This window comes from Pseudoxanthomonas sp. (assembly GCF_051953815.1).
Taxonomy (GTDB): Bacteria; Pseudomonadota; Gammaproteobacteria; order Xanthomonadales; family Xanthomonadaceae; genus Pseudoxanthomonas_A.
The window spans coordinates 1-17,025 of the sequence record NZ_JBQCIJ010000042.1; the positions used below are offsets into that span (position 1 = coordinate 1).

General features: G+C 64.4%; 10 protein-coding genes. 7 read left to right on the plus strand and 3 right to left on the minus strand.

All coding sequences use genetic code 11. From position 1 onward, the window contains the following. Positions 1–1,100 (minus strand): 30S ribosomal protein S12 methylthiotransferase RimO (rimO, locus tag ACTHN1_RS12970; protein WP_440471358.1); only part of this gene is annotated, 1,100 nt, incomplete at its 3' end. A gap of 165 nt (positions 1,101–1,265) precedes the next feature. Here rimO and ACTHN1_RS12975 point away from each other — a divergent pair. After that, a complete protein-coding gene (locus ACTHN1_RS12975; RefSeq protein WP_440471359.1) occupies positions 1,266–1,943 on the plus strand; it encodes a dienelactone hydrolase family protein in 678 nt (225 codons plus the stop codon). Beyond that, the gene (locus ACTHN1_RS12980) at positions 1,940–2,347 is read left to right on the plus strand and encodes an HIT domain-containing protein (RefSeq protein WP_440471360.1); all 408 of its coding nucleotides are present in this window, start codon (positions 1,940–1,942) and stop codon (positions 2,345–2,347) included. The genes ACTHN1_RS12975 and ACTHN1_RS12980 overlap by 4 nt, the downstream gene beginning before the upstream one ends. Before the next feature lie 13 nt (positions 2,348–2,360). Here the strand turns inward: ACTHN1_RS12980 and dcd are convergent, their stop codons facing one another. Further along, positions 2,361–2,927 (minus strand): dCTP deaminase, encoded by a 567-nt coding sequence (gene dcd, locus ACTHN1_RS12985; protein WP_141453330.1) that lies wholly within the window; start codon positions 2,925–2,927, stop codon positions 2,361–2,363. A gap of 105 nt (positions 2,928–3,032) precedes the next feature. Next, entirely contained in the window at positions 3,033–3,884 is an 852-nt protein-coding gene (apbC, locus tag ACTHN1_RS12990) for an iron-sulfur cluster carrier protein ApbC (RefSeq protein ID WP_440471361.1), read from the minus strand. Between the two features lie 174 nt (positions 3,885–4,058). Between apbC and ACTHN1_RS12995 the strand changes: the two genes are divergently transcribed. From ACTHN1_RS12995 to ACTHN1_RS13015, 5 genes are all read left to right on the plus strand, one after another. Continuing rightward, on the plus strand, positions 4,059–6,938 hold the full coding sequence (locus ACTHN1_RS12995; RefSeq protein WP_440471362.1) for a TonB-dependent receptor plug domain-containing protein: 2,880 nt from the start codon (positions 4,059–4,061) through the stop codon (positions 6,936–6,938). A gap of 244 nt (positions 6,939–7,182) precedes the next feature. Then, positions 7,183–10,089, plus strand: a complete 2,907-nt coding sequence (locus ACTHN1_RS13000; protein WP_440471363.1) for a TonB-dependent receptor domain-containing protein — start codon at positions 7,183–7,185, stop codon at positions 10,087–10,089. Positions 10,090–10,491: 402 nt separating this feature from the next. Further along, positions 10,492–13,260 carry a TonB-dependent receptor plug domain-containing protein gene (locus ACTHN1_RS13005; RefSeq protein WP_440471364.1) on the plus strand — a complete coding sequence of 923 codons (2,769 nt, stop codon included), beginning with the start codon at positions 10,492–10,494 and terminating at the stop codon, positions 13,258–13,260. A gap of 237 nt (positions 13,261–13,497) precedes the next feature. After that, positions 13,498–16,350, plus strand: a complete 2,853-nt coding sequence (locus ACTHN1_RS13010; protein ID WP_440471365.1) for a TonB-dependent receptor plug domain-containing protein — start codon at positions 13,498–13,500, stop codon at positions 16,348–16,350. Between the two features lie 208 nt (positions 16,351–16,558). Beyond that, on the plus strand, positions 16,559–17,002 hold the full coding sequence (locus ACTHN1_RS13015) for a DUF2147 domain-containing protein (protein WP_440471366.1): 444 nt from the start codon (positions 16,559–16,561) through the stop codon (positions 17,000–17,002). The last annotated feature ends 23 nt before the right edge of the window (positions 17,003–17,025 follow it).

A 17,025-nucleotide genomic window follows, 5' to 3' on the forward strand; every position in this document is an offset into this window, starting at 1 on the left:
ATCTCCGCCTGCACCGCCATGAACTGCTCCAGGCGATCTTCCTTCAGTTCCTCGGAGACCGGGTCGGGCAGCTCGTTAGCCCTGGCGCCGTCCACCGGCGAATAGGTGAAGGCGCCCACGCGGTCCAGCTCGGCCTCGCGCAGGAAGTCCAGCAGCTCCTCGAACTCGGCATCGGTCTCGCCGGGGAAGCCGACGATGAAGGTGCTACGGATGGTGAGGTCCGGCACCGCCTTGCGCCAGTTGCGAATGCGCTCGAGCGTCTTGTCGATGTTGCCCGGGCGCTTCATCAGCTTGAGGATACGGGGGCTGGCGTGCTGGAACGGGATATCCAGGTAGGGAAGGATCTTGCCGGCCGCCATCAGCGGCATCAGCTCGTCCACGTGGGGGTACGGGTAGACGTAGTGCAGGCGCGTCCACACGCCCAGTTCGGACAGCCCTTCGCACAGCTCGGTCATCCGCGTGCGGTAGCTCCTGTCGCGCCACAGGTGCTCGGCGTACTTCACGTCCACGCCGTAGGCGCTGGTGTCCTGCGAGATCACCAGCAGCTCCTTGACGCCGCCCTTGACGAGCTTCTCGGCCTCGATCAGCACCTGATCGACCGGACGCGAGACGAGATCGCCGCGCATCGACGGAATGATGCAGAACGAGCAGCGGTGATTGCAGCCTTCGGAAATCTTGAGATAGGCGTAGTGCCGCGGGGTCAGCTTGAGGCCGTAGTCCGGCACCAGATCCAGGAACGGATCGTGCCTGGGCGGCAGCGCCGCATGCACCGCTTCCATCACGCTCTGGTAGTCCTGCGGACCGCTGATCGCCAGCACGTCCGGGTGCGCCTCGCGGATCTGCTCCGGACGCTTGCCCAGGCAGCCGGTGACGATGACCTTGCCGTTCTCGGCCAGCGCCTCGCCGATGGCGTCCAGCGATTCGGTGACCGCTGCGTCGATGAACCCGCAGGTATTGACCACCACCACGTCCGCCGCCTGGTAGGTGGGCACGATGTCGTAGCCCTCCACGCGCAGCTGGGTGAGGATGCGTTCGGAGTCGACCAGGGCTTTGGGACAGCCGAGGCTGACGAAGCCCACCTTGGGGTTCTGCAGGGACATGGAAGCGGGAACGGGAGAAACGGCATCGGCGCCGAGGGCCGCGGATTATACCTTTCCCGCCCGGCCGCTCCGTCCGGCAGGCTGAATGATGCGTGCGGTCACCCGGCGCTTCCGCCCGATGGGCGACAATGCGGCCTTCACGCAGCACCACAGCAGGAGTTCCCGATGGGCGAATGGACCACTCTCGAAACCGCGCGCGGCCCGGTCGCGGCCTGGCAGGCGCGGCCGACGGGCGCGCCGCGCGGCGGCCTGGTGATCATCCAGGAAATCTTCGGCGCCAACGCGCATATCCGCAGCGTGGCCGAAGGCTATGCCGAAGCCGGCTACGCCACGCTCGCGCCGGCCTTCTTCGATCTGGTGGAACCGGGTGTCGAACTCCCCTACGCCCCCTCCGCCCACGATCGTGGGCGTGAACTCATCGGCAAGCTGGGTTTCGACGCGGCGCTGGACGTGGTCTCCGCCGCCGCGGGCGCGCTGGCGTGGGCCGGCAAGGTCGGCACCGTGGGTTACTGCTGGGGCGGCACGGTCGCCCTCCTGTCGGCCTTGCGGCTGGGGCTGCCGGGGGTGAGCTACTACGGTTCGCGCAACCGCCTGTTCCTAGAGGACATGCCGTCCGGCTCGACGCTCGCGGCGCCGGCGATGTTCCACTTCGGCGAGCTGGACGCCTCGATTCCCCCCGCGGCCATCCAGTTGCACCGGGATCGCCTGCCCGGGCTTCCCGTCTTCACCTATCCGGCCGGTCACGCGTTCAATCGCGACGCCAGCCCGGACATCTACCACGCCCAGAGCGCCGAACTGGCGCGGTCACGCAGCCTGGCGTTCCTGGCGGAGCAGATCGGATGAGCGGCTTTGAACTGGATCCCCGGCTGGCCGCGGACAGCGTGTTCGTCGCCGACGGTCCGCTTTCGCAGGTGCGGCTGATGAACGACCGGCGCTACCCGTGGCTGCTGCTGGTGCCGCGGGTGGCGGATGCCAGCGAATGGCTGGACCTGGATGGCGGCCAGCAACGGCTGCTGCTGGCGGAAATCAACCAGGCCGGCGCATTGATCCGCGCGGTCCCCACGGTGCGGAAACTCAACATCGGCGCGCTCGGCAACATCGTGCGCCAACTGCATGTCCATCTGGTCGGCCGCCATGAAGGCGACGCCGCCTGGCCGGGGCCCGTGTGGGGCCATGGCCAGGCCGAACGCTACGACGAGGCGGCGCTCGCCGCGGAAACCACGCGCTGGAAAGCGCGCCTGGGCTGATGCCCGCCGCGCCTCAGGTGCGCGGCAGGGTCACGCCGGTCTGGCCCTGGTACTTGCCGCCGCGATCCTTGTAGGAGGTCTCGCAGACTTCGTCGGACTGGAAGAACAGCATCTGCGCCACGCCCTCGTTGGCGTAGATGCGCGCCGGCAGCGGCGTGGTGTTGCTGAACTCCAGGGTCACGTGCCCTTCCCATTCCGGTTCCAGCGGGGTCACGTTGACGATGATGCCGCAGCGCGCGTAGGTGCTCTTGCCCAGGCACACCACCAGGGTGTCGCGCGGGATGCGGAAGTACTCGACCGTGCGCGCCAGGGCGAAGGAATTGGGCGGGATGATGCAGACGTCGGATTCGATGTCGACGAAGCTGCCAGGATCGAAGTGCTTCGGATCGACAATCGTCGAATTGATGTTGGTGAACACCTTGAACTCGCGCGAGCAGCGCACGTCATAGCCGTAGCTGGAAGTGCCGTAGCTGACGATGCGCTCGCCGTTGACCTGCTTCACCTGCCCCGGCTCGTACGGCTCGATCATGCCGTGCTGCTCGGACATGCGGCGGATCCAACGGTCACTCTTGATGCTCATGCAGGGTTCCTGGTGCGGGGGCGGGGGCGGATGGGGCCGCCATTGTAGGGCAGCCCGGCACCGGGCCCGCCCGGCACGGGCGGACGGGCGCCGGAGCGGCCGGGCCTACAGCAGCGAGGACAGGATCGAGGGCTTGGCCCGCGGCCGGGTTTCCAGTTGGGCGACCAGCGCCCGGGCCGCCTGGCGATAGGCCCGCGCGGCGGCGGAATCCGGCGCGGCGACCACCACCGGCTGGCCGGCATCGCCCTGCTCCCGGATCGCGATGTCCAGCGGCAGCGAACCCAGCAGCGGCACGCCGTACTGCGCCGCCATCCGCTGGCCGCCGCCTTCGCCGAACAGATGCTCCACGTGGCCGCAGTTCGAACAGGTGTGCACGGCCATGTTCTCGACGATGCCCAGCACGGCCACTTCGACCTTCTCGAACATCTTCAGCGCCTTGCGCGCGTCCAGGGTGGCGATGTCCTGCGGCGTAGTCACCACCACCGCGCCGGCCACCGGGATCTTCTGAGCCAGGGTCAGCTGGATGTCGCCGGTGCCCGGTGGCAGGTCGATCAACAGATAGTCCAGATCGTCCCACAGGGTATCGGTGAACAACTGCATCAGCGCCGAGGTCGCCATCGGACCGCGCCAGATCATCGGCGTGTCCTGATCGACCAGCAGGCCGATCGACATCGCCTCCACGCCGAACGCGCGCATCGGCTCGATGGATTTGTTGTCGGGACTGTCCGGACGTCCCGACAGACCGAGCATCGCCGGGATGCTGGGACCGTACACATCCGCATCGAGTAATCCGACTTTCGCTCCTTCCGCGTGCAGGGCCAGCGCGAGGTTGACCGCGGTGGTCGATTTGCCCACGCCGCCCTTGCCCGAGCCCACGGCGATGACGTTCTTGACGCGCGGAGACGGTGCGAGATTGGCCTGCACCGCATGCGGAAAAACCCTTGTTTTATCGGTCATATGCGAAAAACGAATTACGTTCTAATGGAAAATAAGGTCGATCCGTTCACAAAACGATCACACGATATTTATGCCGTGTTAACGTCCAAGAACAGGGAGATTTTTCACTTTGCAGCGGCGTCCAAGGGGCGGACCGGTGGCTGCAGACCTTGCATAGTTTAGGGGATTCACTACATGACAGTTCGTAATGTCAGCGCGCTCTCGCGCAGCCGCCTGAGTGCGGCCCTGCTTTCCGCATTGACCCTGACCGTCGCCGGTTCCGCGTTCGCGCAGGACTCCGGTCAGGCCGCCACCCCGGCTTCCAGCCAGACCGAAAACCAGCCCACCCACACCCTGGACAAGGTGTCAGTGACCGGCTCGCGCATCAAGCGCGCGGATATCGAAGGCCCGGCGCCGGTTACGGTCATCACGGCCGACCAAATCGAACGAGAAGGTTTTTCCACGGTGTTCGACGCCCTGGAGACACTGAGCCAGAACACCGGCGTCACCCAGAACGAACTCAATTCGGCGGGCGGCTTCACGCCGAACGGCAGCCCGGTCAACCTGCGTGGCCTGGGTCCCGGCCGCACCCTGCTGCTGATCAACGGTCGCCGCGCGGCCGACTATCCGTTCCCTTACAACGGCCAGAGCAACTTCCAGAACTTCGGCAACATTCCGTCCGCCGCGGTCGATCGCATTGAGATCCTCGCGGGCGGCGCATCGGCGATTTATGGCTCGGATGCGGTCGCCGGCGTGGTCAACGTCATCCTGAAGACCAACTTCGAGGGCGACGTGTTCAAGCTTCGTGGCGGCACCACGACCGAGGGAGGCGGCGATTTCGGCGACGTGCAGTGGATTGGCGGGCGCACCGGCGACAACTGGAGCCTGACGTACGCATTCGAGTACTTCGCCGATGAACCGATCTTCGGCACCCAGCGCGACTTCATGGACTCGTCGCTGGACAATCCCCGTCCCCCCGCGGTTGTCGGCATCCAACCCACTTCCACCATGTTGCTGCGTCGCAATTCGGGTTCGACGACGGGTTCTTACCTGACCCCGCGCGCCGGCGCGTGCGAACAACTGGGTGACGAATGGGTGCGCTGGAACTTCCAGTCGCGCAATGCGACCACCGGCGTGATCACCAATCTAGGCCAGGCCTGCGGCAGCTACAAGAACTCCGCCTACCAGACCATCACCAACGGCAACCGCGATCTCTCCGGCTATCTTTACGGCACCTTCGATTTCGACAGCGGCCTGCAGGCCTGGGCGAGCCTCAGCGCCTACCATTCGAAGTCGAAGTTGACTGGCGGCACCGAGTTCATCAGCGGTCCGCACATCGATGGCCTCGGCGTGTTCTCCAACTACTACGACCCGCAGTTCAACAGCTCCATGACCATCCAGCGGTTGTTCACCCCGCAGGAAGTCGGTGGTCTCGACAAGCTGTACCAGCGGTTCACCGAGAAGTCGTTTGATCTGGCCGTGGGCCTCCGCGGCACCATCGCCGACCGCTGGGACTGGGACGTCACCCTGGGCCGCGCCGAGTACAACGCCGATCGCACCCGTCCGCGCCTGGACGGCGACAAGGTGACCTCGTACTTCTTCGGTGCACGCCAGGGCACCCAGTCGGGTCTGCCGGTCTACCGCCTGAACCTGGACCGCTACTACACCGCCCTGACGCCGCAGCAGTTCGCGGACATGTCGACGGTCGTGACCTACGACGCCGAGTCCTACGTCAACCAGGCCCAGTTCACCATCTCCGGTGATCTGTTCGAATTGCCGGCCGGCCCGCTGGGCATGGCGGCCGTCGTCGAAGCCAGCGAGCAGGGCTACACCCTCAACACCGACGAACGCCTGCTCCCCAGCCGCCGCGAGATCTACAACCTGACCGGCACCAGCGGTGGCGGTGACCGCAACCGCTACGCCGCCGGCGTGGAGTTCAACGTTCCGATCCTGTCTTCGCTGACGGCCAGCCTGTCCGGCCGCTGGGACAAGTACGACGACATCACCAACGTCGACGACGCCAAGACCTGGGGCGCCGGCCTGGAGTGGCGCCCGCTCGAAAACCTGCTGTTCCGCGGCAGCTATTCGACCAGCTTCAAGGCGCCGGACATGCACTACGTGTTCAATGAAGGCAGTGGCTCCTTCACGACCACGCTGGACTACTATCGCTGCCTGTCCTCCGGCGGCACGCCGGGCCAGGCCACCTGCAACGGTGCGACCTACAACTACTCGATGTTCGCCACCAGCATGGGCGAGCCCACGCTGGAAGAGGAAACCGGCAAGTCGTTCACCACCGGCGTGGTCTGGGACATCCTCGATGACCTCTCCATCAGCGTGGACTACTTCAACATCCGCCTGTATGGCGCGGTGTCGAACCTGACCTCGGCCTACATCATCGAGATGGAAGGCGGGTGCCGCACCGGCCTGGATCGCAACCGCCAGCCGTTCAAGTTCGAGGCGGGCTCGGCCTTCTGCCAGGAGATCCTGGGCCGTGTCACCCGCGATCCGGCGCCCGGCGAGCCCACCGATCGCGTCAGCAACATCCGCAGCGGCCCGGTCAACACCGCCTACAACCGCGTCAACGGCATCGATGCCACCATCAACTACCGCTTCGACACCGATCGCCTGGGCACCTTCAATACCCAACTGGCCTGGACCCACACCCTCGCCGAGGAGTACCAGCAGTTCGCCACCGACAAGGTGGACGAGGACTACCGCGACTACTACGGCAACTACAACTTCCGCAGCCGCATCCGGGGCAGCGCCGCCTGGAGAAAGGATGACTGGTCGGCCAACCTGTTCATGGTCCGCTACGGCAGCGTTCCGGCCTGGGGAATCTCCGACGCCCGCGCGGCCAAGGGCCAAAGCTATGGTCGAACCGGCCCCTACTTCGTCTGGAACGCGAACGTCAGCAAGCGGATCACGGACAAGGCCAAGCTGACGCTGTTCGTGAACAACATCTTCAACAACTTCCATCCGAAGGACGACACCTACAATTCGTATCCGTACTTCTGGCGTGCGTTCAGCCCGGTCGGCCGCGAAATCTCGGCGCAGTTCGAGTACACCTTCCGCTGACGTCCAGCACCCATGTGAATAAAGAAACCCGGCCTCGGCCGGGTTTCTTTTTTGCTGCGCTACGGGAAAAACCCCCGAAAAATGTGACAATCATCACAAAACAATACAAATTACGCTCCTCGCATGACGCAAGTCACACCAATCGTTATCTCCGTGTTAAGTTTCGTAACAAGGATTTCACATTGATGTGGCGGGTCGACGGAACGACCACTTTCGCCGCGTCTTCCTTTAGGGGATTCACCACATGCCAGTTCGTAACTCACGCGCATTGAAGCGCAACCACCTGTGCGCCGCCCTCATCGCGGCACTCGTGCTGCCGACCACAGCGGCATTCGCTCAGGACAGTTCGTCCGCCCAGGACAATTCGTCGTCGCAGTCGTCCGACAGTGGTACCACCAACCTGGACAAGGTCTCGGTCGTCGGTTCACGCATCAAGCGTGCCGAAATCGAAGGACCGGCTCCGGTCACTGTCATCACCCGCGCCGACATCGAACGCGAAGGTTTCAATACCGTTGCGGACATGCTGCAGACGCTGACCCAGAACACCTCCGCGTCCTTCACCGGCGATCTGGCGGTCACCGGCTTCACCCCCAATGCCCAGGTCGTCAACCTGCGCAACCTGGGTCCCGGCTACACCCTGACCCTGGTCAACGGTCGCCGCCCGGCCCAGTATCCGAGCCCCTACAACCGCGACAACAACGTCGTGAACATCCGGGCGATTCCGTCGGCCGCGGTCGAGCGCGTGGAAGTCCTGACCGGCGGCGCCTCGGCGATCTACGGTTCCGACGCCATCGCCGGCGTAGTGAACATCGTTCTGCGCGAGCAGTACGAAGGCAACAGCGTCCAGCTGACGACCGGCACCACCAGTAATGGCGGTGGCGATTCCGTGACGCTCGAGTACACCGGCGGCCGCACCGGCGATCGCTGGAGCGCGGTCTACTCGTTCCAGTTCGGTTCGGAAGAGCCGGTGTTCGCCAGCCAGCGTGATTGGCTGTCCGACAGCCGCCGCGGCCCGAAGGGTCCGCAGTTCACCAATCCCAGCCTGTCGCTGGCGACCCTGAACTTCAATCCGCGTACCGGCGTGCTGGGCAGCAGCGTCTACTATCCGGGCCAGGCCAACTGCGATGCCTTCGGGTATACGACCGTCACCACGGCCACGCGCGGCCGCTACTGCGGTTCGTTCACCCAGCCGGCGTCCCGTTCGATCTCGAACAAGAACCAGTTCTACACCGCCTACGGTTACGGCACGTTCGACCTGAACGACAGCGTCCAGCTGTTCGCTTCCAGTTCGTTCTACAAGAGCGACGCCGAATCCAGCTCGGGCACCGAGTTCTGGAGCACCTCGAGCGATCAGTTCATGCGCAGCCAGGCCGGCGCGCAGCTGGCCGGCTATTACGACCGCCGCTTCAACAGCCCGACGTTCCTGCAGCGCGTGCTGAATCCGTTCGAAGTGGGTGGCAGCGACGCGGTCACCACCGAATACGACGAGAAGAGCTACGACATCATGGCGGGCGTCCGCGGTGACTTCGCCGACCGGTTCGACTGGGAAGCCAGCGTCGCCTATTCGCGCTACGACTACGAGGCGACCCGTCCCAAGCTGCTGTCCAAGTCGGTGCACGACTACTTCCTCGGCCCGCAGCTGGGCTGGCGGACGGTCAATGGGGTCACCCTTCCGGAGTACGAGCTGAACCTCGACCGCTGGAACACCCCGATGACGCCCGAGCAGTACCGCTCGATGACGACCACCGTGGCCAACACCGCGAAGGCGACCTCGGCGACGTTCAACTTCAACGTCAGCGGCGATCTGTTCGAACTTCCCGCAGGTGCGGTCGGTTTTGCCGGCGTGCTCGAAGCGGGCCGCCAGACCACCGACCTCAACAGCGATCCGCGCACCAGCCCGACCCGTCCGCTCGATGATCAGACCGTCTTCGGCCTGGGCAGCGCCGGCCGCACCAAGGGCGAGCGCAACCGTTATGCGCTGGGCATCGAGTTCCGCGTTCCGATTCTGGACAGCCTGAGCGCCCAGATCGCGGGCCGTTACGACAAGTACGACGACATCACCGCGGTGGACGATGCCGTCACCTCAATGTTCGGTCTGGAATGGCGTCCGTTCAGCAGCCTGCTGCTGCGCGCGTCCTATGCCACCAGCTTCCGTGCCCCGGACATGCAGCAGGTCTTCGCGGAAGGCGCGGCTTCGTACGCCAACAGCCTCGACCGCTACTCCTGCCGCGCGGGCACCGGTCCGGCCGACGCGCTGGGTCCGCGCACCCTCGCGCAGTGCAACGTCTCCGGTGACCCGACCATCTACCAGATGCAGACGGTCGTCGCGGGCAACCCCCTGCTCGAGGAAGAGAAGGGCAAGAGCTTCGGCGCGGGCTTCGTCTGGGACATCATGGAAGGCATGTCGATGTCGGTGGACTACTACCGCATCAAGCTCGAAGACCAGGCCCTGCAGCTGGCCGTGGCGACGCTGCTGGACAACGAGGCCAACTGCCGTCTCGGCGTGAAGGCCGACGGCAGCCCGTTCGAGCATGGCACCAACTCGGTCTACTGCCAGAACGTGTATGCACTGGTGACCCGTCAGGGTGGTTCGTCCACCGGCGTCATCCAGCGTATCAACTCCGCGTACATCAACGCGGCGCTGACCGATACCAGCGGCATCGATGCGACCTACAAGTACCGCCTCGATACGGATCGCCTGGGCACGTTCCGCCTGGATCTGGGCTACTCGCTGGTGCTGACCGACAAGTACAAGCAGTACGAGCAGGATGAACTGATCGACTACCGCGACGAACCCAGCCGCAACTCGCGCAGCCGCGCCCGCGGTTCGCTCAACTGGTCGAAGGGTGACTGGTCGGCGACGGTCTTCGGCACCCGCTTCGGCACCGCGCGCAGCAGCGCCCTGGCGGATGGCGTCGACAGCCAGACCGGACGCCATTACTCGCGTCGCCTGGCTCCGTTCATGCTGTACAACCTGCAGGTTTCGAAGAAGTTCGGCGACAACGTGTCGGCTGATTTCACGGTGGTCAACGTCACCGACAATCAGTACCGCTTCGACGTCAGCAACACCGGCTATCCCTTCTTTGATCCGTACGTGGGTGCGGACCCGCTGGGCCGCCGCTTCTATCTGACCCTGAAGTACCGGTTCTGATAGCAGGCAAACCAGAAGAACCCGGCGGCAACGCCGGGTTCTTTTTTTGGGCCGCTGCATCGTTGATGCCGCCGGGGCGGATCGCTCCCGGAGTCGGAGGCGCATTGCGCCTCATTCCAGTCAATGGCCCCGCCCCCGGGCCTCTCGACTCGCAAAGTTCGGCCGATTCCCATTGGGCTTTTTTGCCTCGCAACGCCTGGGTAATTCAAATTACCTTTGATAATCAATTACTTGAGAAAGTAGAAATGTGATTTCAGTCGTGCTAGCGTCGAATTAACGGATTTTTGGCAACTGGGGAAGGCCAAGGAAGGGCCGTTCGTCGCACACCAATCAGCTCTGGGGGTAGATGCTATGCGTAGTGGCAACAAGCGCCCGTTCCCGCGCAGTCGCCTGGCGACCGCCATGTTCACCGTCCTGATGGCTCCCGTGCTGGCCCACGGCCAGGACGCCCAGCAGGATTCCGCTTCCTCGTCGACGTCGCCCCCGACGCAGGGCGCTCAGACGCTGGACAAGGTCACCGTGACCGGTTCACGCATCAAGCGCGTGGATGTCGAAGGCCCCGCACCGGTTGTCGTGGTGACTGCGGCCGACATCGAGAAGGAAGGCTTTTCCACCGTTTACGACGCGCTGAACACACTGACCCAGTTCACCGGCAGCGTGCAGAACGAACTGGTCCAGAACGGCTTCACGCCGAATGCCAGCTTCCTCAATCTTCGCGGCCTCGGCCCGGGTTATCAGCTGATCCTGATCAATGGCCGGCGCGCCGCCGACTATCCGCTGCCCTACAACAGCCAGTCCAACGCGGTGAATCTTGCCAACATTCCGGCCGCGGCGATCGAGCGCATCGAGGTGCTGACCGGCGGCGCCTCGGCGATTTACGGTTCCGACGCCGTCGCCGGCGTCGTCAACATCATCATGAAGACCAATTTCGATGGTGATCAGCTTTCGGTGCGCGCCGGCACCACCGCCCGCGGCGGCGGCGATACCGGCCGGCTCCAGTGGGTTGGCGGCAAGACCGGCAACAACTGGAGCCTCACCTACGCATTCGAGGCGCTCGAACGCGAGGAGATCTTCGCCTCGCAGCGCAGCTTCATGGATTCCTTCTACGACGAACCCGGCCGCTCGCGTGACGACATCAATCCCACCGAGGGCCTGTTGCTGTTCGATGGCTTCAACAGCTCGCGCATTTTCCCGGATGGCGCACAGGCCACCTGCGACCGCTTCAAGGACTTCGAGATTTACTTCTTCGAAACCTCTTCGGTCTATACCGGCCCACGCTGCGGTTATCCCGGTTATCCGGCCACCCAGTCCATCCGCAACTCCGATAGCAACCAGTCGGCGTACCTGTACGGAACATGGGATTTCGAAGGCGGCATGCAGGGCTGGGCGCAGTTCAACTACACCCGCGCGAAAGCCAAGTTCACGTCCGGCACCCAGTTCTGGACGACCCCGGACTACATCTTCGCGCCCAATGTCACGTCCGAGGAACTTCCCTTCGGCGCCTTCGTGCAGCCCCAGCGCATCTTCACGCCGTCCGAGACCGGCGGCAACCTGGTCACCACCAGCGAGGAGAAATCGCTCGACTTCGCGGTCGGCCTGCGAGGCAATTTCGCCAATGGCCGTTTCGATTGGGACGCCACGCTGTCGCGCTCCGAGTACAAGCTCAATACCTCCCAGCCACGCTTCCTCGCCAATCCGCTGAACGACTACTTCCTGGGCGAGTCGCTGGGGCCGGACCCCTACTTCGACGCCTACGATTCCTTCGAGCTCAATCTGGATCGCTTCTTCAATCCGATCGACCCGGCGACCTTCGCCTCGCTCAACACCCTGGTCAGGGATCGCGCGGAATCCAGCGTTACCCAGGCGAACTTCGTGCTCTCGGGCGATCTGTTCGAGCTGCCGGCCGGCCCGGTCGGCATGGCGGCGGTGCTGGAGGGCGCCAAGCAGAAGTACGAAGTCAAGCCCGACGCGCGCACCTCGCCGACCTATACCGGCCCCGAACCCATCTACAACCTGACCAGTTCCGGCGGACACGGTGATCGCACGCGCTATGCGTTTGGCGTCGAGTTCAGCGTGCCGATCACCAGCAACTTCAAGGCCAACCTGGCCGGCCGTTACGACAAGTTCGATGACATCAGCGAGATCGATGGCGCCAGCACCTGGCAGGTCGGCCTCGAATGGCGGCCGGTGGAAAGCCTGCTGCTGCGCGCAAGCCATGCCACCAGTTTCCGCGCGCCGGACATGCACTACATCTTCGCCGAGGAGTCGGGCTTCTACACCCAGATCTTCGACGAGTACAAGTGTCGTCGCGATGGTTTCGATCCGCGCGTGAGTCCCAATCCCTGCGCGGGCGCGGACTACAACTACCAGGTGTTCGGAACCCGCCGGGGCGATCCGAACCTGGAGGCCGAGACCGGCAAATCGACCACGGTCGGATTTGTCTGGGACCTCACCGAGCAGATGTCGATCTCCGTGGATTACTACAACATCGAGCTGAAGGATGCGGTGGGCGACATCTCCGGCCTGCTGTTCCGCAACGAAGCCGACTGTCTGCTTGGACAGACGCGCGACGGGCAGCCGGTGGATCCCAACTCCAGCACCTGCCAGTTCTATACCGCACTGGTGGAGCGCGCGGGTTCCGGCGGTCTGGCCGATGAGCAGGTCGAACAGTTCCGTTCATTCCCCATCAACCAGTCGCTCAACAAGACCAGCGGCATCGATGCGGCGTGGCGTTACGAACTGGATACGGATCGCTGGGGCTCGTTCGGCTTCCAGCTGAACTGGACGCATGTGCTCAAGCTCGACTTCCAGGAGTTCGAAGGCGGCGACATGATCAATGTCCGCGACCATCCCCAGTACTTCAACTTCCGCAGCCGCATCAACGGCACGGTCAGCTGGGAGAAGAACGACTGGCGCGCCGCGGCCTATTACACCCGCTGGGGTTCGTTGCCGAACTGGGCCGAGACCGGACGCATCGCACCGTACATCCTGTGGAACCTCAACGTGGCGAAGAAGATCACGGACAAGGCGACGGTGGGCGTGTACGTCAACAACGTGTTCGACAAGCTGCATCCGCGCGACGACACCTTCAACACCTATCCCTACTTCTGGCGCGCCTACAGCCCGATTGGCCGCGAGGTGTTCGTGCAGTTCGACTACAAGTTCAACTGATCGGATCGAAGCAGCCCGCGACACGAAAGCCCGGCGCAAGCCGGGCTTTCTTTTTTCCCGGACCGCTTAACCACGCCTGTCCGCCCGTCTTCACAAACAGTAACAAGCGTTACAGAACGGGTTAAACACGTGTTAAGTTCGCCGCCCCCCAGGAATGTCGGGGAACTCTGTGGTCTGGCTGAGGGAACAGCGCGAAGGGCCGCACCTTTTGCAATCTGTTCCAAGGAATAACAAGCAATGCCAGTTCGCAACATCAAGCGGAGCCGCCTGACCGCGGCGATGGTCGCCGTCCTGTTGGCGCCGACCGCCGCTTTCGCTCAAGACACCTCCCCCGCTCCCGCCGGCGACACCACCAACCTCGACAAGGTCACGGTCACCGGTTCGCTGATTCCCCAGACCCAGCTGGAAAACTTCACCCCGGTCACCACGATCTCCGCCGAGGACATCAAGACCCGCGGTTTCACCAGCGTCGCCGATGCCCTGCAGCAGTCCGCGTTCTCCACCGGCGGCGTGCAGGGTGGCCAGACCTCCGCCTCGTTCACCCAGGGCGCCGAGACGGTCAGCATGTTCGGCCTTGATCCCGGCTACACCAAGTACCTGATCGACGGCCGCCCGATGGCCAACTATCCGGCGCTGTACAACGGCAGCGACACCTTCAACAACATCAGCGGCATTCCGATCGATCTGGTCGAGCGCATCGAAATCCTGCCGGGCGGCCAGTCCTCCCTGTACGGTTCCGACGCGATTGCCGGCGTCATCAACATCATCCTGAAGAAGAACATGGACGGCGGCGCGCTCAGCGTGCGCGGCGGCGCCTATGGCGACGGCGGCGGCGACAGCTTCCGCGTCAGCCTGGCCAAGGGCTTCACCGGCTACGACGGCCGCCTGAACGTGCTGGCCGGCATCCAGGCCGAAACCAAGGATCCGATCTGGGGTTACCAGCGCGATCTGACCAAGCAGTACAACGTCAACGGCTACACCCCGCCGCTGGCCAGCCGCGACTACCTGGTCGCCGGCTACAGGAACTACGCGGCCGACGGCGGCATCAAGGCCGCCAACAACGGCTACTTCTTCCTGGATCCGAACAACTGCTCCACCGTCGGCGGCCAGTTCGGTGGCAGCGAGGGCCTGCAGAACCGTCCGGGCTTCGGCCAGTACTGCGGCTCGTTCGCCACGCCGGGCTACCGCACCATCACCAACGGCAAGGAGTCGGCGCAGGCCTACGGCCACGCCACCTTCGACGTCAGCGACAGCCTGCAGTTCTACGGCGACGTGCTGTACAGCCATGAAGAGGTGAAGTACGCCACCGGCTCGGCCTACACCTGGTGGAGCACCAGCGCCAAGTACGGCTACTTCTACGATCCGGACCTCGATGCGCTGGTCAACCTGCAGCGCGCGTTCTCGCCCGAGGACATCGGCGGCCAGGGCTACCGCGACATCATGAACACCGATCGCAGCAGTTCCTACTCGGTGACCTTCGGCGCCAATGGCGTACTGGGCAACTGGGACTGGGATCTGGGCCTGACCCGCACCGAGTACCGCCTGAAGCAGCGCCGCTTCGCCCGCTGGGCGGATCCGATCAACAACTACTTCGAGCAGAACGTGCTGGGCCCGCAGCTGGGCCTGGATCCGGTGCAGGGCCTGTACCCGGTGTTCCGTCCGGACTACGCGGCGTTCTACACCCCGATGTCGCCGGCCGATTTCGCCAGCTTCACCGGCTTCGCGACCTCGCGCAGCAAGACCTGGGACAACATGATCCGCGCGCAGGTCACCAACAGCGCGCTGTTCTCGCTGCCGGGCGGCGACGCCGGCCTGGCCGTGGTGGTCGAAGGCGGCAACCAGGGTTGGGACTACACCCCCGACGCACGCCTGATCGCCGATCCGGAAACGCTGGAATCGCAGGTGTGGGGCACCACCGCCGTCAGCGGCGCCGGTCACCGCACCCGCTACGCGGTCACCAGCGAACTGCGCCTGCCGGTGCTGGAACCGCTGACCGTGACCCTGTCCGGTCGCTATGACGCGTTCGACGCCTATGGCGAAACCGTCGACAAGCCGACCTACAGCATCGGCCTGGAATACCGCCCGATCGAAAGCCTGCTGCTGCGCGGCAAGTACGGCACCGCGTTCCGCGCGCCGACCCTGTCCGACACCTTCCAGGGTGTCAGCGGCTACTACGACGAAGTGACCGACTACTACCGCTGCGCCCAGGAAGGCTACCTGCCGGGCAACACCGCCGACTGCGCCTACGACGATTCGCAGTTCTTCGGCCAGCAGGCCGGCAACACGAAGCTGGAGCCGATCACCGCCGACGTGTGGAGCGCCGGTGTGGTGTGGGCGCCGAGCAACAACCTGTCGATGTCGGTGGACTACTTCGCATGGGACATCGAGAACGAAGTCGACCTGCAGAGCACCGACCAGCTGTCGCTGATGGAGTACTACTGCCGCACCGGCCAGATGGACACCGGTTCGCAGGGTTGCCAGAACGCGCTGGCCTGGATCACGCGTGACGGCAGCGGCGCGATCGAGACCGTGTTCACGCCGAAGGTCAACGTCGCCAAGCAGAAGCTGCGCGCGGTCAACGCCAGCGTCAACTACCTGCTGGACATCGGCCGCTTCGGCGCGCTGAAGTTCGCCGGCAACTACACCAACACGCTGAAGCACACGGTCACCCCGCTGCCGGGCGATCCCGCGATCGACCTGCTGCGCGACCCGTACTCCATGTGGGTGTACGACGCGTACGCCAAGACCCGCGCCGACCTGTCGGTGGCCTGGAACAAGGACAAGTGGACCACCACGGTCTACGCGAACCGCATCGGCAAGACGCCGAACTGGGTCGCTTACAACACCCGTGGCTTCACCGACCCGCGTGCCGGCTGGTGGGCGCCGTACATCACCTACAACATGAGCGTGAACTACGCGCCGATGGACAACCTGGAATTCTCCTTCATGGTCAACAACCTGCTGGACAAGACCCCGGAAGACCAGGCCCGCAGCTATCCCGGCAACGAGGCCACGCCGTACAACAACGCCCTGTACAACGTGTACGGCCGTTCGTTCTTCGTGGAAGCCCGCTACAAGTTCGGCAAGTAAGCAAGCCGCGCTTGGCGCATGCAGCACTGGAGCCCCGCCGCAAGGCGGGGCTCTTTTTTGCCCCGTTTCTCGCCCGGCCCCCGCCTTTCCAGCCACCGGCCGTGGCTGAACCGGCCGCGCGGCCCGCTTCCATACGCCAGCGGATGCGGTATAAAGGAGGCCATTCCGGCGGGTTCCGCCGGTTCGTCCAACTCCCTGGGAGGGGAACATGCGCAAGATCCTGACCGCCACCCTGCTGGCCCTGCCGCTGCTGGCGGCATCCCTGGCCGCGTCCGCCGCCGATGGCGCCGTGGGCCGCTGGAAGACCATCGACGACAAGACCGGCAAGGTGAAGTCGATCGTGGAGATCTACACCACCACCAACGGCTCGCTGGCCGGCAAGGTGGTCGAAGTGCTGCATTCGGACCGCGGCCCCAACCCGACCTGCGACAAGTGCACCGGCGACCGCAAGGACAAGCCGGTCAAGGGCATGGTCATCCTGTGGGGCCTGAAGGCCGACGGCGCCAACGAATGGAGTGGCGGCACCATCCTGGACCCGGCCAACGGCAAGACCTACAAGTCCAAGATGGAACTGCAGGCCGGCGGCCAGAAGCTGGATGTGTCAGGCTGCATCGCCTTCATCTGCCGCGCGCAGACCTGGCAGCGCGAGTAAGCGCCGCCGGATTCAGCGTTCCC

Excerpts from the sequence above, each read along its gene's own strand:
- ACTHN1_RS12975 (WP_440471359.1), top strand. The coding sequence starts at position 1,266 with ATGGGCGAATGGACCACTCTCGAAACCGCGCGCGGCCCGGTCGCGGCC.
- ACTHN1_RS12980 (WP_440471360.1), top strand. The coding sequence starts at position 1,940 with ATGAGCGGCTTTGAACTGGATCCCCGGCTGGCCGCGGACAGCGTGTTC.
- dcd (WP_141453330.1), bottom strand. The coding sequence starts at position 2,927 with ATGAGCATCAAGAGTGACCGTTGGATCCGCCGCATGTCCGAGCAGCAC.
- apbC (WP_440471361.1), bottom strand. The coding sequence starts at position 3,884 with ATGACCGATAAAACAAGGGTTTTTCCGCATGCGGTGCAGGCCAATCTC.
- ACTHN1_RS12995 (WP_440471362.1), top strand. The coding sequence starts at position 4,059 with ATGACAGTTCGTAATGTCAGCGCGCTCTCGCGCAGCCGCCTGAGTGCG.
- ACTHN1_RS13000 (WP_440471363.1), top strand. The coding sequence starts at position 7,183 with ATGCCAGTTCGTAACTCACGCGCATTGAAGCGCAACCACCTGTGCGCC.
- ACTHN1_RS13005 (WP_440471364.1), top strand. The coding sequence starts at position 10,492 with ATGTTCACCGTCCTGATGGCTCCCGTGCTGGCCCACGGCCAGGACGCC.
- ACTHN1_RS13010 (WP_440471365.1), top strand. The coding sequence starts at position 13,498 with ATGCCAGTTCGCAACATCAAGCGGAGCCGCCTGACCGCGGCGATGGTC.
- ACTHN1_RS13015 (WP_440471366.1), top strand. The coding sequence starts at position 16,559 with ATGCGCAAGATCCTGACCGCCACCCTGCTGGCCCTGCCGCTGCTGGCG.